The organism is Rhizobium sp. SG570 (assembly GCF_012275345.1).
Taxonomy (GTDB): Bacteria; Pseudomonadota; Alphaproteobacteria; order Rhizobiales; family Rhizobiaceae; genus Rhizobium; species Rhizobium lusitanum.
Genome location: NZ_JAAZQI010000002.1, coordinates 218,640 through 234,621, shown reverse-complemented (window position 1 = coordinate 234,621; position 15,982 = coordinate 218,640). Strand labels below are relative to the sequence as shown.

The 15,982-nt window shown below is 59.9% G+C and carries 19 protein-coding genes; 4 read left to right on the top strand and 15 right to left on the bottom strand.

The window, feature by feature from the left end; genetic code table 11:
- Positions 1 to 205 precede the first annotated feature (205 nt).
- From FHT28_RS04920 to FHT28_RS36795, 8 genes are all read right to left on the bottom strand, one after another.
- Positions 206 to 1,312 carry a porin gene (locus FHT28_RS04920; protein WP_037194124.1) on the bottom strand — a complete coding sequence of 369 codons (1,107 nt, stop codon included), beginning with the start codon at positions 1,310 to 1,312 and terminating at the stop codon, positions 206 to 208.
- 370 nt (positions 1,313 to 1,682) lie between these two features.
- Entirely contained in the window at positions 1,683 to 2,231 is a 549-nt protein-coding gene (locus tag FHT28_RS04915; protein ID WP_037194122.1) for a MerR family transcriptional regulator, read from the bottom strand.
- Positions 2,232 to 2,459: 228 nt separating this feature from the next.
- The gene (locus FHT28_RS04910) at positions 2,460 to 2,798 is read right to left on the bottom strand and encodes an integration host factor subunit alpha (RefSeq protein ID WP_034507623.1); all 339 of its coding nucleotides are present in this window, start codon (positions 2,796 to 2,798) and stop codon (positions 2,460 to 2,462) included.
- 107 nt (positions 2,799 to 2,905) lie between these two features.
- Positions 2,906 to 3,877, bottom strand: a complete 972-nt coding sequence (locus FHT28_RS04905) for a beta-ketoacyl-ACP synthase III (protein ID WP_047552977.1) — start codon at positions 3,875 to 3,877, stop codon at positions 2,906 to 2,908.
- A 19-nt stretch (positions 3,878 to 3,896) separates the two neighbouring features.
- The gene (gene plsX / locus FHT28_RS04900) at positions 3,897 to 4,943 is read right to left on the bottom strand and encodes a phosphate acyltransferase PlsX (RefSeq protein ID WP_034507627.1); all 1,047 of its coding nucleotides are present in this window, start codon (positions 4,941 to 4,943) and stop codon (positions 3,897 to 3,899) included.
- A gap of 102 nt (positions 4,944 to 5,045) precedes the next feature.
- Positions 5,046 to 5,603: a DUF177 domain-containing protein gene (locus FHT28_RS04895; protein ID WP_112441766.1), complete on the bottom strand. Its 558-nt coding sequence runs from the start codon at positions 5,601 to 5,603 to the stop codon at positions 5,046 to 5,048.
- Positions 5,604 to 5,613: 10 nt separating this feature from the next.
- Positions 5,614 to 6,168, bottom strand: a complete 555-nt coding sequence (locus FHT28_RS04890) for a ubiquinol-cytochrome C chaperone family protein (RefSeq protein WP_047553349.1) — start codon at positions 6,166 to 6,168, stop codon at positions 5,614 to 5,616.
- The gene (locus FHT28_RS36795) at positions 6,107 to 6,352 is read right to left on the bottom strand and encodes a hypothetical protein (protein WP_156143630.1); all 246 of its coding nucleotides are present in this window, start codon (positions 6,350 to 6,352) and stop codon (positions 6,107 to 6,109) included. The genes FHT28_RS04890 and FHT28_RS36795 overlap by 62 nt, the downstream gene beginning before the upstream one ends.
- A 95-nt stretch (positions 6,353 to 6,447) precedes the next feature.
- Between FHT28_RS36795 and FHT28_RS04880 the strand changes: the two genes are divergently transcribed.
- Positions 6,448 to 6,957, top strand: coding sequence for an outer membrane protein assembly factor BamE (locus FHT28_RS04880; protein WP_037194113.1), 510 nt, complete (start codon positions 6,448 to 6,450; stop codon positions 6,955 to 6,957).
- A gap of 148 nt (positions 6,958 to 7,105) precedes the next feature.
- On the opposite strand, the gene FHT28_RS04875 is transcribed toward FHT28_RS04880, so the two are convergent.
- The 3 genes from FHT28_RS04875 to FHT28_RS04865 form a co-directional block, all read right to left on the bottom strand.
- A complete protein-coding gene (locus FHT28_RS04875; RefSeq protein WP_037194111.1) occupies positions 7,106 to 9,244 on the bottom strand; it encodes a sodium-translocating pyrophosphatase in 2,139 nt (712 codons plus the stop codon).
- A 248-nt stretch (positions 9,245 to 9,492) separates the two neighbouring features.
- Positions 9,493 to 9,975, bottom strand: a complete 483-nt coding sequence (nusB, locus tag FHT28_RS04870; protein WP_004122322.1) for a transcription antitermination factor NusB — start codon at positions 9,973 to 9,975, stop codon at positions 9,493 to 9,495.
- A 4-nt stretch (positions 9,976 to 9,979) separates the two neighbouring features.
- Positions 9,980 to 10,435: a 6,7-dimethyl-8-ribityllumazine synthase gene (locus FHT28_RS04865; protein ID WP_037194107.1), complete on the bottom strand. Its 456-nt coding sequence runs from the start codon at positions 10,433 to 10,435 to the stop codon at positions 9,980 to 9,982.
- Between the two features lie 199 nt (positions 10,436 to 10,634).
- On the opposite strand from FHT28_RS04865, the gene FHT28_RS04860 reads away from it, so the two are divergent.
- From FHT28_RS04860 to FHT28_RS04850, 3 genes are read left to right on the top strand one after another with little or no spacing between them, the layout of a single operon-like run.
- Positions 10,635 to 11,144 carry a cupin domain-containing protein gene (locus FHT28_RS04860; protein WP_168595724.1) on the top strand — a complete coding sequence of 170 codons (510 nt, stop codon included), beginning with the start codon at positions 10,635 to 10,637 and terminating at the stop codon, positions 11,142 to 11,144.
- A gap of 47 nt (positions 11,145 to 11,191) precedes the next feature.
- Complete coding sequence (locus FHT28_RS04855) at positions 11,192 to 11,710, top strand: GNAT family N-acetyltransferase (RefSeq protein WP_168595723.1); 519 nt, start codon at positions 11,192 to 11,194, stop codon at positions 11,708 to 11,710.
- Positions 11,711 to 11,748: 38 nt separating this feature from the next.
- Positions 11,749 to 12,237 (top strand): GNAT family N-acetyltransferase, encoded by a 489-nt coding sequence (locus FHT28_RS04850; RefSeq protein WP_168595722.1) that lies wholly within the window; start codon positions 11,749 to 11,751, stop codon positions 12,235 to 12,237.
- 92 nt (positions 12,238 to 12,329) lie between these two features.
- Here FHT28_RS04850 and FHT28_RS04845 read toward each other — a convergent pair whose 3' ends face one another.
- The 4 genes from FHT28_RS04845 to glyA are packed head-to-tail and all read right to left on the bottom strand — an operon-like array spanning position 12,330 to position 15,845.
- Positions 12,330 to 12,950, bottom strand: coding sequence for a riboflavin synthase (locus FHT28_RS04845; RefSeq protein ID WP_037194097.1), 621 nt, complete (start codon positions 12,948 to 12,950; stop codon positions 12,330 to 12,332).
- Entirely contained in the window at positions 12,950 to 14,059 is a 1,110-nt protein-coding gene (gene ribD / locus FHT28_RS04840; protein ID WP_047552967.1) for a bifunctional diaminohydroxyphosphoribosylaminopyrimidine deaminase/5-amino-6-(5-phosphoribosylamino)uracil reductase RibD, read from the bottom strand. The genes FHT28_RS04845 and ribD overlap by 1 nt, the downstream gene beginning before the upstream one ends.
- A gap of 1 nt (position 14,060) precedes the next feature.
- Positions 14,061 to 14,537: a transcriptional regulator NrdR gene (gene nrdR / locus FHT28_RS04835; protein WP_034487306.1), complete on the bottom strand. Its 477-nt coding sequence runs from the start codon at positions 14,535 to 14,537 to the stop codon at positions 14,061 to 14,063.
- 9 nt (positions 14,538 to 14,546) lie between these two features.
- A complete protein-coding gene (gene glyA / locus FHT28_RS04830) occupies positions 14,547 to 15,845 on the bottom strand; it encodes a serine hydroxymethyltransferase (protein WP_037194091.1) in 1,299 nt (432 codons plus the stop codon).
- Positions 15,846 to 15,982 lie beyond the last annotated feature (137 nt).

Below are 15,982 nucleotides of genomic sequence, written 5' to 3'. Positions count from 1 at the left end.
GTCTTAGCAAGCCAATGCCGTCAGGCAACGCGCAAAAAACCGGCAGAATCCCTCAAAATCACGCGCAAAGATGGTATCGTGCTTAACGGGTTCAGCCCGTCAACGGGAGCGGCAAAACAAAAGGCCCCGCCTGGCGGCAGGGCCTTGAGATCCGCTTGCGTCTGCGGCCTTACTCGAAAGGCCGAGACATCCGGTTCATTTCCGATCAGAAATTCCGCTCGAAACGGAGGATACCGGCGACGGTATCGTCGTTGATGAAGTCGTAGTGAACGTAGGTCAATTCCGGCTCGATCAGGAAATCCTTGACCGGGTTGAACTTGAGGTTCGTGGTCGCCTCGAAGATCTTCGATTCGGTATAGGCAAGCTGCAGATTCCACTTCAGCTTGTCGTTGACTGGAACGCCGACGCCACCCCAAACTGCCCAGTCACCCCAGCCGCACTTGGCCGCATTGACCGCACCGCTCGACGTCGTGCAAGCGGAGACGTCCTGGTTGGTGCCGGCATACTTGTTCAGCTTGTCGCCGTCCGTGTTCCAGCCACCCATCAGGAAGGCTTCCACAGCGCCGAATTTGGCATCGATGCGCGCCTTGATGGCGCCTTCTTCGACGATGGAATCATAACCGCCGACGACCTTGAAGCCCCAGTTACCCACCTTGTAGCCGAAGCCGGCGACGGCATCGGGAGCGTAGTGGTTGGACTTGTCGTCCGTCCACCAGCCAGCGCCATAAGATGCACTGCCGTCGGAGGTGGAGTAGCTGTCTTCGAGCGAGACCACAGCCGTGAAGCCGTTGCCCGCATCGTAGTTGTAGGTCAACTGGTTCAGTTCGTACGGGCCGTCATAGATCACGTCGTCGTTGATGACGTCGCCAGCGTAACCAACGTATAGGTTGTACTGCGAATCGAGCTTACCAACCGTGAAGCCGCCGAGGCTGATATTGGCGAACAGCAGCTTGGCGCTGGTCGCATTTCCATCGTTCCACTCCCAACGGAAGATGGTGTTGGTCTTCAGCGGACCGTATTCGGTGTCGGTCGCAGTATCGACATTGAGTTCCACACGCTCATGCCACATCGTGCCGACCCGGCTGTTCGGATTGTAGGCGTCGTACCACTCGCCTTCGGTACGGACCTTGCCGCCGACTTTCAGGCAGGTTTCGGTACCGGGGATATAAAAATAACCGGTGCCGTAGGCATCGCAGATGCGGACATATTCAAGCGGCTCGGGCTCGGCCGCAACGATTGCGTCAGCAGCGTGGGCAGCGCTCGCTGCGGCGATGGCAGCGGCGGAGCCAAGAAGAAGGCTCTTGATGTTCATGATGTCTCCATTCGACTATCCATCAGGGATGGACCTCAAGGCAGATAACATCACACCCCTCCATGGCCTAACTGGCTGTTCCCCTATTAAAGGGCGAAGCACGAGGCTTCGGTTTCAAACTGAACCCGCCGCCAAAGTCGGACAAGTTAATAAGGCTGCCGAACTATTTTTTACAACGCAAAAGGGTAGCAAATGTGACAAAAATATCACGCACTGTAGCTGACTATATGGGCGAGCATCCCGATGCTTTCCCAAAGGTGCGCAACACAAGCATACACATGTTTCGGCTGCACTTCCGTTGAAAAACGCAAGGCATGCCCTTGGACACTCTACCGAGCAACGCTGGCGATGCCGCCGACCGGACTTCGCTCTATCGCACCTGATCGAGCAGACGTTTACACTCCAGCAGGTCATAGAGCGTTTCCTGAAGCAACGCCCGATCCTCCTTGCCGACACTGGACTTGCCGAGCGAGACATCCGGCACGCCGTCCTCCCCGCTGACGAAATTAAAGAAACGACGGCTTATCGGCGCCTTGGCGCGCCCGACAATCTGGTCGTCTTCCGGATTGGTAGAACCGACACGCGGTTCGACCGGAGCAGGCTCCTGCGCCGCCCCGGCAAGTGCCTCGACGCTGGCGAGATCCCCGTGCCCGACGGCGATAACGAACTTGTTGCCGTTGGTTTTCAGAAGCTTCTGAACGCCTTTGATCGTATAGCCGTGATCGTACAGCAGATGGCGGATGCCATTCAGGAGGTCGACATCCTCCGGCCGGTAGTAGCGCCTGCCGCCGCCACGCTTCATCGGCTTGATTTGCAGAAAGCGTGTTTCCCAGAACCGTAGGACATGTTGCGGCAGGTCAAGGTCTTCGGCAACTTCGCTGATCGTGCGAAATGCATCCGGGCTCTTGTCCATCATCATACTCCCACAGCGCAACTACGGCGCCATTCGCGCCAAATCACGCAAGACCTGATATTGGCGCCGCATCCTATCATGATGCGACTCACCATATTTCAACGGTTTGCCAGGAGAAATTCAAGTCATCTCTTCGGCCGCTACACAAGCAAACTGCAAAAAGCCAGAGAAATACATCCAAAAAGCGTCGCATCGCAGGCACCCTGCCGATGGGAAACAAATGGCGTGAACGGATCAGGAGGCCGGATTTACCGGTCTGGCTTTCGCCTTGCGGCTCGCATGAGCCTTGAGGATGCGGGTCTTCAGGACGTTGGATGCCTTGAAAGTCATGACGCGCCGTGGAGAGATCGGAACTTCCTCGCCGGTCTTCGGATTTCGCCCGACGCGTTCATTCTTATCACGCACCTGAAAAGTCGCGAATGAGGAGAGCTTTACGGTTTCTCCACGCACGATGGCGTTGCAAATTTCATCGATAACTGTCTCGACGAGTTCCGCCGACTCCGTCCGGGAGAGACCGACTTTCCGGAATACCGACTCCGCCAGATCTGCGCGCGTCACTGTCTTGCCCGTCATAGCTCCCCGCCCATATTGATAGGTAATCTTATTCAAGCCGTACGAGACTATTGCCCTTGCGCCAAACGGTCAAGCTCTTGTTCGGAATCGGCTTTTAGAGATGAGGCCTACCAGCGCAGCAGCACTGCGCCCCAGGTGAAACCGCCGCCCATGGCTTCCAGCATGACCAGATCGCCCTTCTTGATTCGTCCGTCGCCAGCAGCAACCGCGAGGGCCAGCGGGATCGAAGCGGCCGACGTATTGCCATGGAGATCGACGGTGATCACAACCTTCTCGGGAGCAATTCCGAGCTTTTTGGCGGACCCATCGATGATGCGCCTGTTCGCCTGATGCGGCACCAGCCAGTCAAGGTCGTCAGCCGTCGCGCCGGCGGCCTTAAAGGCAGCCTCGATAACGTCGGTGATCATGCCGACTGCGTGTTTGAACACCTCGCGTCCCGCCATATGCAGCACGCCGACCGTTCCCGTCGAGGAGGGACCGCCGTCGACATAGAGCTTGTCCTTGTGGGCACCATCCGAACGCAGGCTTGCCGTCAGCACGCCGCGGTCACGGTTTGTGCCGCTCCCTTCGCCTGCCTCGAGGATCAGCGCACCGGCGCCGTCACCGAAGAGAACGCAGGTCGTGCGGTCGGTCCAGTCGAGGATGCGGGAGAACGTTTCGGCGCCGATGACAAGCACGCGCTTGGCAAGGCCGCCGCGAATGTAGGCGTCGGCGGTCGTCACGGCATAGACGAACCCGGTACAGACGGCCTGGACGTCGAAGGCGAAGCCATGATGCATGCCGAGCCGGTTCTGGATATTCACCGCTGTGGCGGGAAACGTGTTGTCTGGCGTCGAGGTGGCGACGATGATCAGATCGAGATCGTCGGGCGTCAGCCCGGCGTTGGCGAGGGCGGCGCGTGCCGCCTGCTCACCCAACGAAGCCGTGGTTTCGCCTTCGCCTGCAATGTGGCGCTGGCGAATGCCAGTGCGCTGGACAATCCAGTCGTCGTTGGTGTCGACAACCTGTTCCATCTCTGCATTGGTCATGACACGCTTGGGGAGCGCCGCCCCAAATCCGCGGACAACTGAACGGATCATTCTGCTTATACCCCGTCGCTCATGCCGCTTCCGGCCCGATGGGGGGCAGCCGTTTAGCATGATACTTCTTCAAATCGTTTTCGATTTTCTGCGTAAGCCCGTTCTTGGCCATGTCGTAGCCGACATCGATGGCGGCTGCAAAGGCTTCCGCATTCGCGCCACCGTGGCTCTTGATGACAATGCCGTTGAGGCCGAGGAAAACGCCGCCATTGACCTTGCTGGGGTCCAGCTTCTCGCGCAGCAGGTCGAAAGCTCCCTTGGCGAAGATATAGCCGATGCGGGCCAGCAGCGTGCGCGTCATCGCCGAGCGCAAATAGGAACCGATCTGCTTTGCCGTACCTTCCGCAGCCTTCAGGGCGATGTTGCCGGAGAAGCCTTCCGTGACCACGACATCGACCGTACCCTTGCCGATATCGTCGCCCTCGACGAAGCCGGAATATTCCAGCGATTCGAGATTGGCCTCGCGGATCAGGCGGCCGGCATCCTTGACCTCCTCCTGCCCCTTGATTTCTTCGACGCCTACATTGAGCAGGCCGACGGTCGGGCGCTCGATCTCGAAAAGCGCGCGTGCCATTGCACCGCCCATCAGGGCAAAATCAAGCAGCTGCTGCGCATCCGCGCCAATGGTGGCGCCGACATCGAGCACGATGCTTTCGCCGCGCAGCGTCGGCCAGATTGCGGCGATCGCCGGACGTTCGATATTGGCCATGGTGCGCAAGCAGAATTTCGCCATTGCCATCAGCGCCCCGGTATTGCCGGCAGACACCACGACGTCGGCGGCCCCCACTTTCACCGCTTCGATGGAACGCCACATGCTGGACACGTAGCGGCCGCGGCGCAGCGCCTGGCTCGGCTTCTCGTCCATGCTGATGGCAACATCGCATTCGTGAAAGGCAGATCTTTCCCGAAGCTTCGGATATTTGGCAAGGATCGCCTCGCAGCGATCCTTTTGTCCATACATGAGGAAAGTGATGTCGGGATGCCTATCCAGCGCCTTGGCCGCGCCGGGAACAACAACCTCAGGGCCGAAGTCGCCACCCATTAGGTCAAGAGAAATTCTGATCACGCGTCCCTAGTCCTTTTTGTCCGCCGGGCCTGGCGAATTTGGCGTCAAAATACCGTTTTCTCCCTCGGTTACAACTGAATTGTGCTCAGTTGCCATCGGAGTCTATTCCTTTTTCCAGTCTTTCAGAACGGCGAATGGGGAAGGTTTCCTGTCATTTTCGCCGGCGTCTTCGATGTGTCCTTCGAACTCGACATCGGGCTTGCGCGGATAAGGGTCGATGGCAAGCGCCGCGAACTCCGCAACGACCGCACCGGCATCGATCGTGTCGCCTGTGAACGTGTCGGGAAGGTCCGGTCCATCGGGATCGAGCACCATTTCACCCGCAGCCACCGAGGGCGCGCGCGCCAGCTTGGAATCCTCAGGTACGAAAATATGCTCGAAATTCTCGTCGATGTCAGATTCGACCGGATCAAGCGTGACGACGCACGCCTGGACGAGCTTTGCCCTTACATTGCCCTTGATCCGCACGCCGTCACGCTTCCAGCGCGAGATCTTCAGATCCGCTTCGAGCTTTTCCACGGAAAGGACATCCCAAAGCGCCGCCAAGCCCGCAAGTTCGCGATCATCCGCCTCGACATGCACATCCACCGGATTGGCGGAGATATGGCCAACCTTCACCGGATAGGAAAACGGCGTTTTATCGGAGTTGTGTGTTTTCATTTTTTGCCCCTTAACCTACCTTTTGGCCGAGCTTGCCTGGCTGCGGCAGCGTCGCCGAGCCCGTGGCGATATCGGCCTCCGTCACGGCGGCCAAATGCGCCTCGGCGTCCATCATCCAGTCGGCCAGCGCCGCCATCGAGGCTCCCTCGTCCGTCTTCGGATAGATGTTGCGACGAAGTGCTGCGGCAAGTGCAGCACGATCATTGCCGTCCATGGCCGTCGCATAACTTTCGAGCCGCCCGTAAAACATGCCGGCGAGTTTCTTCATGCGCTTCGGCACGCTGTTGTCACCAATTCCAAGCTCGCGGATCGAATAGTCGATATCCTCGAAAAACGCATCGACGATTTCCTGTGCAAGCTCCTGGCCGCTGGTCGCGGACGATCGCGCCCGCCGGAAAAAAAGGATCATGACAACCGAAAGCAATTCGAAGCGCCCCATCACCGTATCCGGCACGTTGTAGCCGGTATAGAAAACCGGCTCGCGCGCCATCGATGTCAGGGCCTCATATTGCCTGACGACGATGATCTGATTGTGATTTCTTTTGCGGAATAGCCCAAAAATCATGAAAATTCCCGGAATTGGCTCCTTCAGAGCGCCCCGTTTTTGCTTGGCCTTGTTGCATCCACGCCAAAGCTGGTTTACCGAAGCAGGCGCGAATTGCAATGCCGTTTGTGCCCGCTTCAAGGCTCCCGCCCTTACCTTCATCACCCTGTGGATGTCGGTGAAGAAGAGTGACGAACAACACCATTGTAGCTTTTTCCATCGCGGAAAGGCCACAATGATGTGCGCAGCAAGATCATACCGGCCGCTCGGCCATCGGATTGATTCATTAGGGGAGATGAGATGTCGTTGACCAGACGGTATTTCAAGTCTGACATTACTTTCAGCAGCAGTGCCGCCATCGCCCTGGTGATTGCGACCGTAGGACTTACGGCTTGCCAGACCGGCGAGGTCATGAACAACGGCTACATCTTCGATCAGCAGTCGCTCGCCCTTGCGCCTGTCGGCTCGAGCCGCGAGCAGGTGCTGCTGTCGCTCGGTACGCCCTCAACCACAGCGACCTTCGACGGCGAGGTTTTCTACTACATCTCCCAGAAGCGCACGCGCGCCGCCGCCTTCATGAAACCGAAGCTGGTCGACCAGAACATCCTGGCGATCTATTTCGACAAGGACGGTATCGTGAAGCAGGAAGCCAACTATACGCTGAAGGACGGCAGGGTCTTCGACATGATCAGCCGTACGACGCCGACCGGCGGCCGCGATATCACCTTCCTGCAGCAGATCCTGCAGGGCGGCGGCCAGGGCGTGAACGGCGCGAGGAACTTCCTCAACAACCTCAACCCGGGCCAATAGGCCGGGAAGATGCTCCAACGAAAAACCCGCGAGGCATAGCGCCTCGCGGGTTTTCTTTATGCGTTCGGTTTTCTTCGGCTAGAGCGGATGATTTTAGGTCGAACCGACCTAAAATCCGAATCCGCTCCACACTTTTCGGCATCACGCTCTATCCGGCAAGGACGGCCAGCAGCAGCAATGCAACGATATTGGTGATCTTGATCGCCGGATTGACAGCCGGGCCGGCCGTATCCTTATAGGGATCGCCGACGGTATCGCCCGTCACCGACGCCTTATGCGCCTCCGAGCCCTTCAGATGGCGCGTGCCGTCCTTATCGACGAAGCCATCCTCGAAGCTCTTCTTGGCGTTGTCCCAGGCACCGCCGCCTGACGTCATGGAAATGGCGACGAACAGGCCATTGATGATGACGCCGAGCAGCGACGCGCCGAGTGCGGCGAAGGCCGAAGCCTTGGAGCCGGAGATCAGAAGCACGCCGAAATAGACGACGATCGGTGCCAGCACCGGCAGCAGCGACGGAATGATCATCTCGCGGATGGCCGCCTTGGTCAGAAGGTCGACGGCGCGGCCGTAATCGGGGCGTTCGGTGCCCTGCATGATGCCTGGTTTCTCGCGAAACTGCCTGCGCACTTCTTCCACGATCGAACCGGCAGCCCGGCCGACGGCCGTCATGGCGATGCCGCCGAAGAGATAGGGAATCATGCCGCCGAACAGCAACCCGGCAACGACGTAAGGGTTGGAGAGATCGAAGGAGATCGCGCCCACATTGGCGAAATAGGGGAATTGATCGCCATGGGAGGCAAAATATTTCAAGTCGTTCGAATAGGCGGCAAACAGCACCAGCGCGCCGAGACCGGCCGAACCGATGGCATAGCCTTTCGTCACCGCCTTGGTGGTATTGCCGACGGCGTCCAGCGCATCGGTCGACTTGCGCACTTCCGGCGGAAGATGCGACATTTCAGCAATGCCGCCGGCATTGTCGGTCACCGGGCCGAAGGCATCGAGCGCTACGATCATGCCGGCAAGCCCAAGCATGGCCGTCACGGCGATACCCGTGCCGAACAGGCCGCCGAGCTGATAGGTGGCGAGAATGCCGCCGACGATGACGAGCGCCGGCAGTGCCGTCGATTCGAGCGAGACGGCCAAGCCCTGGATGACGTTGGTGCCGTGGCCAGTGACAGACGCCTGAGCGATGGAATTGACCGGCCGCTTGTTGGTGCCGGTGTAGTATTCGGTGATGACGACGATCAGCGCCGTGACGATCAGCCCGACGATGCCGCAGAGGAACAGCTTCGTTCCGGTGATATCGAAACCTGCGACAGTGCCGATCGAACCCCAGCCGATGGTCAGCGACGTGGCGACTGCGAGGCCGACGATCGACAGGAGACCCGTGGCGATCAGCCCCTTGTAGAGCGCGCCCATGATCGAACCGTTGACGCCGAGCTTGACGAAGAAGGTGCCGATGATCGAGGTAATGATGCAGGTGCCGCAGATCGCCAACGGATAGATCATGGCGGAGTCAAGCATCGGCGTGCCGGCGAAGAAGATCGCGGCGAGAACCATAGTAGCGACCACAGAGACCGCATAAGTTTCGAACAGGTCGGCCGCCATGCCGGCGCAATCGCCAACATTGTCGCCGACGTTGTCAGCAATGGTCGCGGGGTTGCGCGGATCGTCCTCTGGGATACCCGCTTCTACCTTGCCGACGAGATCGCCGCCGACATCTGCGCCCTTGGTGAAGATGCCGCCGCCAAGACGGGCGAAGATCGAAATCAGCGACGCGCCGAACCCGAGCGATACCAGAGCGTCGATGACATCGCGCGAGCCCGGCTCATGACCGAGAATATCGGTCAGCACATAGAAGTAGATGGAGACGCCGAGCAATGCGAGGCCGGCAACCAGCATGCCGGTGATGGCGCCCGACTTGAAGGCGATATCGAGACCGGCCGCCAGGCTATGCGACGAGGCTTGAGCCGTGCGGACGTTGGCGCGCACGGAGACGTGCATGCCGATGAAGCCGGCAGCGCCCGAGAGAATCGCGCCGATCAGGAAACCGAAAGCGGCTTCGGCAGACAATAGAAGCCAGGCTGCAATGAAAACAATGACACCGACAATTGCGATGGTTCTATATTGACGCGCCAGATAGGCTTGGGCGCCTTCCCGAATATAACCCGCAATCTCCTGCATGCGCGCATTGCCCTGATCGGCAGCAAGCACCGACCGGGTCGTCCAGATGGCGTAAACCACCGAGAGCAGCCCGCACGCTATAACACCTAAAAGAATTGACATTTCGCTTTTTCCCTCCAAAAAAGCCGGCGGTTCACTCCTCGCCCGGCCGCCTGCGACAACCGTGACCGCCCTCCTCCAAGACGACCGACAGATGTGCAATGCGAGATTGCTGTTGGGAAAACGTCGCGTCAAGACCGCCCGCGGGTAAAACACCCGCTGGAGGTTCAAAAGAATATCCGTAACTGAAATCAGGCGCGAACGAAGGAAACGAAAGTGCAAACCGCAGCGGTCAGCGCCTCCAAGGAAGCCTATTTCTTGGCTTCGCCGCGAACCTGCTTGGCGATTCGGTCGAGCACGGCGTTGACGAGTTTCGGCTCGTCCTCTTCGAAGAAGGCGTGGGCGATCTCGACATATTCGGTGACGATGACCGGAACCGGCACGTCCTTGCGGTCGAGAAGCTCGAATGTGCCGGCGCGCAGGATAGCGCGCACGGTGCTGTCGAGACGCGACAGCGCCCAGTCGTCCTGAAGGGCGGAGCCGATCAGCGGATCGAGCCGGGTCTGCTCGCGCACGACGCCTGATACGATGGAGCGAAACCAGGATGCGTCGGCCTTCAGGTAGGTCTCGCCATCCAGTTCCTGTCCGAGACGGTGTGCCTCGTATTCGGCCACCACCTCCAGCACGCCGGTTCCGCCGATATCCATCTGATAGAGCGCCTGAACGGCGGCAAGGCGAGCTGCCCCTCGCTGGTTCGCGGGCTTTGCCGGTCGCTCGTTATCCTGATTGCTCATGAACTTATGCACCCAACTTTTGTCTCAGCGCGATCATCGTCAGCGCCGCGCGGGCGGCAAAGCCGCCCTTGTCCTTTTCCGAGCGACGCGCACGCACCCAGGCCTGATCGTCATTCTCGACGGTCAGGATGCCATTGCCGATCGCAAGCGATTCACTGACGGCCAGATCCATCAGCGCGCGCGAGGATTCGTTGGCAACGATGTCGAAATGATAGGTTTCGCCGCGAATGACCATGCCGAGAGCGACATAGCCATCATATTGCGTGCCATCATTGTCCGCACCGTCGAGAGCCATGGCGATCGCAGCCGGAATTTCCAGCGCGCCCGGCACGGTGACGACATCATAGGTCGCGCCAGCCTCTTCGAGGGCGGTCTTGGCGCCGTCGAGCAGGGCATCGGCCATATCGTCGTAGAAGCGGGCTTCGACGATGAGGATATGGGCATTGGGAGAGCTGGACATATATCACCTGCGAATTGAGAGGGGGCGGCACCTTGCTAGGCCGGGTCAAACCACGGCGGGCCTCGCTTGGCAAGTGTTTTTCAATGGCCGCCGCCGATTCTAGCCCTATTTGGGGGCCATCGGAACAGCCATGGAAATTGTGGCTTCCGCGCACCCAACTGCTTCGATAATAATTCCGGACCTGGGAAGGGTGAGGCTCATGACGAAAAAATCCAGACCCGCCGTCAATGTCGGCGAACTTCAGTTGGATCATTGGCAACAGGGGAGCTTCTTCGCCGGCAGCGACACCTCCTTCGGTGCGTTGCTCGGCCTGAAAGACATCGGCATCAGCTACAACGAAGTGCCCCCCGGCAAATCGGGCTGTCCATTTCACAATCATCATGTCGAAGAGGAACTCTTCGTCATTCTCGACGGCGAAGGCGACTATCGCTTCGGCGATCAGCGCATCCCCGTCAGCAAAGGCGATGTGCTGGGCGCTCCGACCGGCGGCCCGGAGACTGCGCATCAATTGATCAATACCGGCCCCGCGGTGCTGATCTATCTCGCGATTTCGACCAAGGCGCAGACGGAAATCGTCGAATATCCGGACTCGGGCAAGTTCCTGGCGAAAACCTATCGGGGCGGCGAAGCGGCATTCCGGGTCATCGGCCGCGCCGCCAACGTCGACGTGGACTACTGGGATGGCGAGCCCGGCGCATCGAACGACTGATCACACCCACGGAAATACATACCTGATAGCAAAGACATCATAACTACATGACCATGATTCCGACATTGACGACTGAACGACTTCTGCTCCGCGGCCACAGGCTGGACGATTTCGACGAATTCACAGCCATCTGGAAACAAAAGGACCTTGTCCGCTTTATCGGCGGTGAGTCGCCCACGCGCGAGCAGGTCTGGGCGCGCCTGCTGCGCTATGCCGGCATGTGGCATCATCTCGGCTTCGGTTTCTTTGCCGTAGAGGAGCGCGAAAGCGGCAGGCTCATCGGCGAGGTCGGCTTTCTCGATCTGCATCGAGATATGAGCCCGACGACGGAAGGCACGCTGGAAGCGGGCTGGAGCATCACGCCGCCGATGCAGGGCAAGGGCTATGCCACGGAAGCCGTGAGCGCGGCGATTGCCTGGGCGGACAAACAGTTCGCAGGCCGACGCATGACTTGCATCGTCGACCTGGAAAATACGCCGTCCCTGCGCATCGCGGAAAAGGTCGGCTTCCGCCGGATCGGCGAAGTGAACTACAAGGACAAGCTCAACGCCATGTTCGAGCGATAGATGCGAAACCGATCGCCACTCCAGAAAGTGTAACGAAGATGGCTTCGCAGGAGCTCTTCTCGATCAAGGCCTACGAGCCGGCCGATGCGCAAGCCACGATCGAGATTTTCCTCCGAGCCGTTCGCGAGGTTGCGTCGAAGGACTACAATCCGGCGCAAATCGCTGCATGGGCGAAAGTCGATGACATCGACGTCTGGGCGCAATGGCGCGCGAGCCGACCGACCTGGCTTGTAATGAACGGCTCGGTGGCAATCGGCTTTGCCGATCTGAAGGCGGACGGTTGCCTCGACATGATGTTCGTCCACCCCGATCATCAGGGCAAGGGTGTTGCCAGCTTGCTGCTTACAACGGTGGAAGCAGCTGCCCGCAATCAGGAGCTTCCGCGAATTTTCACGGAAGCCAGCCTGACTGCTCGCCCCTTCTTCGAGCGACGCGGCTTTGTCATGATGGCTGCGCAGCAGGTGGAAAAGCGTGGGCAGACGCTGACGAACTTTCGCATGGAAAAGACGCTTGCACGAAACGGCTGATCGCCTTGCAGGCCGATCGACTGAATCTGCTTGCGCTCGCAACGCCGAGAAGGGGCATTCATGGGCACCCCTACTCCGCTACCGCGTGACGTTCACCCTTCACGAGCGACCGGAAATTCAGCCAGCCGAGCGGCATAGCGCGCCATGGTATCGACTTCGAAATTGACGAAATCCCCCGCCTTGCGCTCGCCCCAGGTGGTGACTTCCAAGGTGTGGCGGATCAGCAGCACGTCGAAGTCGGTGCCGTCGACGGCGTTGACCGTGAGCGACGTGCCGTCGAGCGCAATAGACCCCTTGGGCGCGACGAACTTGGCAAGATGCGCCGGCGCGCGCAGGCGATAGCGGGTCGCATCGCCTTCCGCCGTCACGGAGAGAATTTCCGCCTTGCCGTCGACATGGCCGGAAACGATGTGGCCGCCGAGCTCGTCGCCGATCTTCAGCGAGCGCTCGAGATTGATCTTGGCTCCGGCTTCCCAGGTGCCGATGGTGGTCAGCCGCAGGGCTTCCTCCCAGGCTTCTACCTCGAACCAGCGTCCATTGCTGCCCTCCTGCGGCAATCCGGTGACCGTCAGGCAGACGCCGGCATGGGAAATCGAGGCGCCCATGTCGATCGTGGTCGGATCGTATTTGGTAGCAACGCGCAGCTTGATGCCTTCCTTGAGCGGAGAAACGGATTCGACCGTGCCGACATCGGTGACAATTCCGGTAAACATCAAAAACCTCTTTCGTATTCGTCGCAGCGATCGTCGCCGAACTGGCTCTCGCTGATATGCATGAAACTGGGTGGGATATTGGATTTGACGATAGGCGATTCAATACCGCCTTCGCCGATATCGGCCGGCCCCTGGAACAGCAGGATGCGGTCGACCAGATCAGCATCGAGGAAACGTCGCGCAGTCTTCGCGCCACCCTCGACCAGCAGGGAGGAAATCCCCCGCGTGCCCAAGGCTTCCAGCAACTCTCCCGGCTCGCCCGAATTAGACTGCAACACCTCGACGCCGGCGGCATCGAGAGCGGCACGGCGGCCTAAAAAGGCGCTGTCGGTATTCTCGTCGAAGGGTGGCGGATGGCCGGCAACGGCGATGACCGGATATTGCCGCGCCGTCCTCACCAACTTGCTGCCGAGCGGAAGCTGAAGATCTTCATCGATGACGACGCGCAACGGCGAGCGGTCCTCAAGGCCGGGAAGCCGACAGGTCAATTCCGGATCGTCCGCTATCGCCGTGCCGATGCCGACGAGAATGGCGTCGCTTTCGGCACGCAGCATCTGCACCTGGGCGCGAGCGATATCGCCGGTGATGCGCACCTGCCCCTCGCCTGTCCTGCCGATCATTCCATCGGCGGAAATAGCAAGCTTCAGAGTTACATAGGGCCTGTTTCTCGTCTGGCGCATGAGGTATCCTGCCAGAGACCGCCTGCCCTCTTCCTCCAGAATGCCTGTATCGACTTCAATGCCGGCGTCGCGCAGCATCTTGATGCCGCGCCCGGAAACGCGCTGATCAGGATCCGTGACGCTGATCACGACGCGCGCGACGCCATAGGCGATCAGCGCCTCGGCGCAGGGCGGCGTCTTGCCATAATGCGAGCAGGGTTCGAGCGTCACATAGGCCGTGGCGCCCCTCGCCGCCTCGCCCGCCTCGGCCAGAGCCTGGGGCTCCGCATGGGGGCGGCCACCGACTGCCGTGACGCCACGGCCAATGACCACGCCGTCTTTGACGACAAGGCAGCCGACGGATGGGTTGGTGGAGGTCAGCCCGAGATGCGTGCGCGACAGGCGGATTGCCGCAGCCATGAAACGCTCGTCCTCGGACCGCTGCGTCATGTCAAGGATCCAGCGGATCGCGGGCGATCTTGGCGTTGATCTCGTTGATCACATGCTCGAAATCCTCGGCATGCGAAAAATCGCGATAGACCGAGGCATAGCGCACGAAGGCGACATCATCGAGGGTCTTCAGCGCCTCCAGCACCTGGAGGCCGATCTGTTCCGAGCTGATTTCCGTCTCACCGGAGCTTTCGAGGCGGCGAACGATGCCGGAAACGGCGCGTTCGATACGGTCACGGTCGACCGGACGCTTGCGCAGGGCGATCTCGAAGGACCGCACCAGCTTGTCGCGATCGAAGAGCACCTTGCGGCCGGTCTTCTTGATGACCATCAGCTCGCGGAGCTGCACGCGCTCGAACGTGGTGAAACGGCCGCCGCAATCGGGACAGATCCGCCGCCGGCGGATGGAGGTATTATCCTCCGCCGGGCGCGAATCCTTGACCTGGGTATCTTCCGTACCGCAATAGGGGCAGCGCATCCGCCCTCCTCAGCCCATATAGCCGTACATCGGGAAGCGGTCCGTGAGCTTGACCACCTTCTCGCGCACAGCGGCCTCGACGGCAGCATTGCCTTCATCCGAATTGGCAACCTTCAGTCCGTCGAGCACTTCGATGATCAGATTGCCGATTTCGCGGAATTCGGCTTCCTTGAAACCGCGCGTCGTGCCGGCCGGGGTGCCGAGACGGACGCCGGAGGTGACGAAAGGCTTTTCCGGATCGAATGGAATGCCGTTCTTGTTGCAGGTGACGTAAGCACGGCCAAGAGCGGCCTCGGCGCGCTTGCCGGTGGCATTCTTCTTGCGCAGGTCGACCAGCATCAAGTGGTTGTCGGTGCCGCCGGAGACGACGTCGACGCCGCCGGAGATCAGCGTTTCGGCCAGCGCCTTGGCGTTCTTGACGATCTGCGCGGCATAATCCTGGAATTCCGGCTGCAGCGCTTCGCCGAGCGCCACGGCCTTGGCGGCGATGACATGCATCAGCGGGCCACCCTGCAGGCCGGGGAAGACGGCCGAATTGAACTTCTTGGCCAGATCCTCGTCATTGGTGAGGATCATGCCGCCGCGCGGGCCGCGAAGCGACTTGTGGGTCGTGGTCGTCGCAACGTGGCAATGCGGGAATGGCGACGGATGCTGGCCACCGGCGACGAGGCCGGCGATATGGGCCATGTCGACCATCAGGTAGGCGCCGACGCTGTCGGCGATCTCGCGGAAGCGCTTCCAGTCCCAGATGCGGGAATAGGCGGTGCCGCCGGCGATGATCAGCTTCGGCCTGGTTTCCTCGGCCTTGCGTTGAACCGCCTCCATGTCAAGCAGGTTGTCACCTTCGCGTACGCCGTAGGAAACGACGTTGAACCACTTGCCGGACATGTTGACCGGCGAACCATGCGTCAGATGACCGCCCGAATTGAGATCGAGACCCATGAAGGTGTCGCCGGGCTGCAGCAGCGCCAGAAATACGGCCTGGTTCATCTGCGAGCCGGAATTCGGCTGGACGTTGGCGAAGTTGACGCCGAACAGCTTCTTGGCGCGCTCGATGGCAAGCTCTTCGGCGATATCGACGAACTGGCAGCCGCCATAATAGCGCTTGCCCGGATAGCCTTCGGCATATTTGTTCGTCATGATCGAGCCCTGCGCTTCCAGCACGGCGCGGGAAACGATGTTTTCCGAGGCGATCAGTTCGATCTCATGCCGCTGGCGACCCAATTCCTTGCCGATCGCGCCGAAGATTTCCGGATCGGTATCGGCAAGCGAGCGATTGAAGAAAGGTTCGGTGAACGGATTGGTCATCGTGAAAGCTCCTGAACGGGCCGGAACGGCAATGCAATTGGTATTAGCGTCAGGGTCGCGCGAGGGCAATACGATCAGCGACATTTGCTGGGCATTCTACGCTGAGGGGTGCCAGCCAATGAAAAAGCCGCATCCAG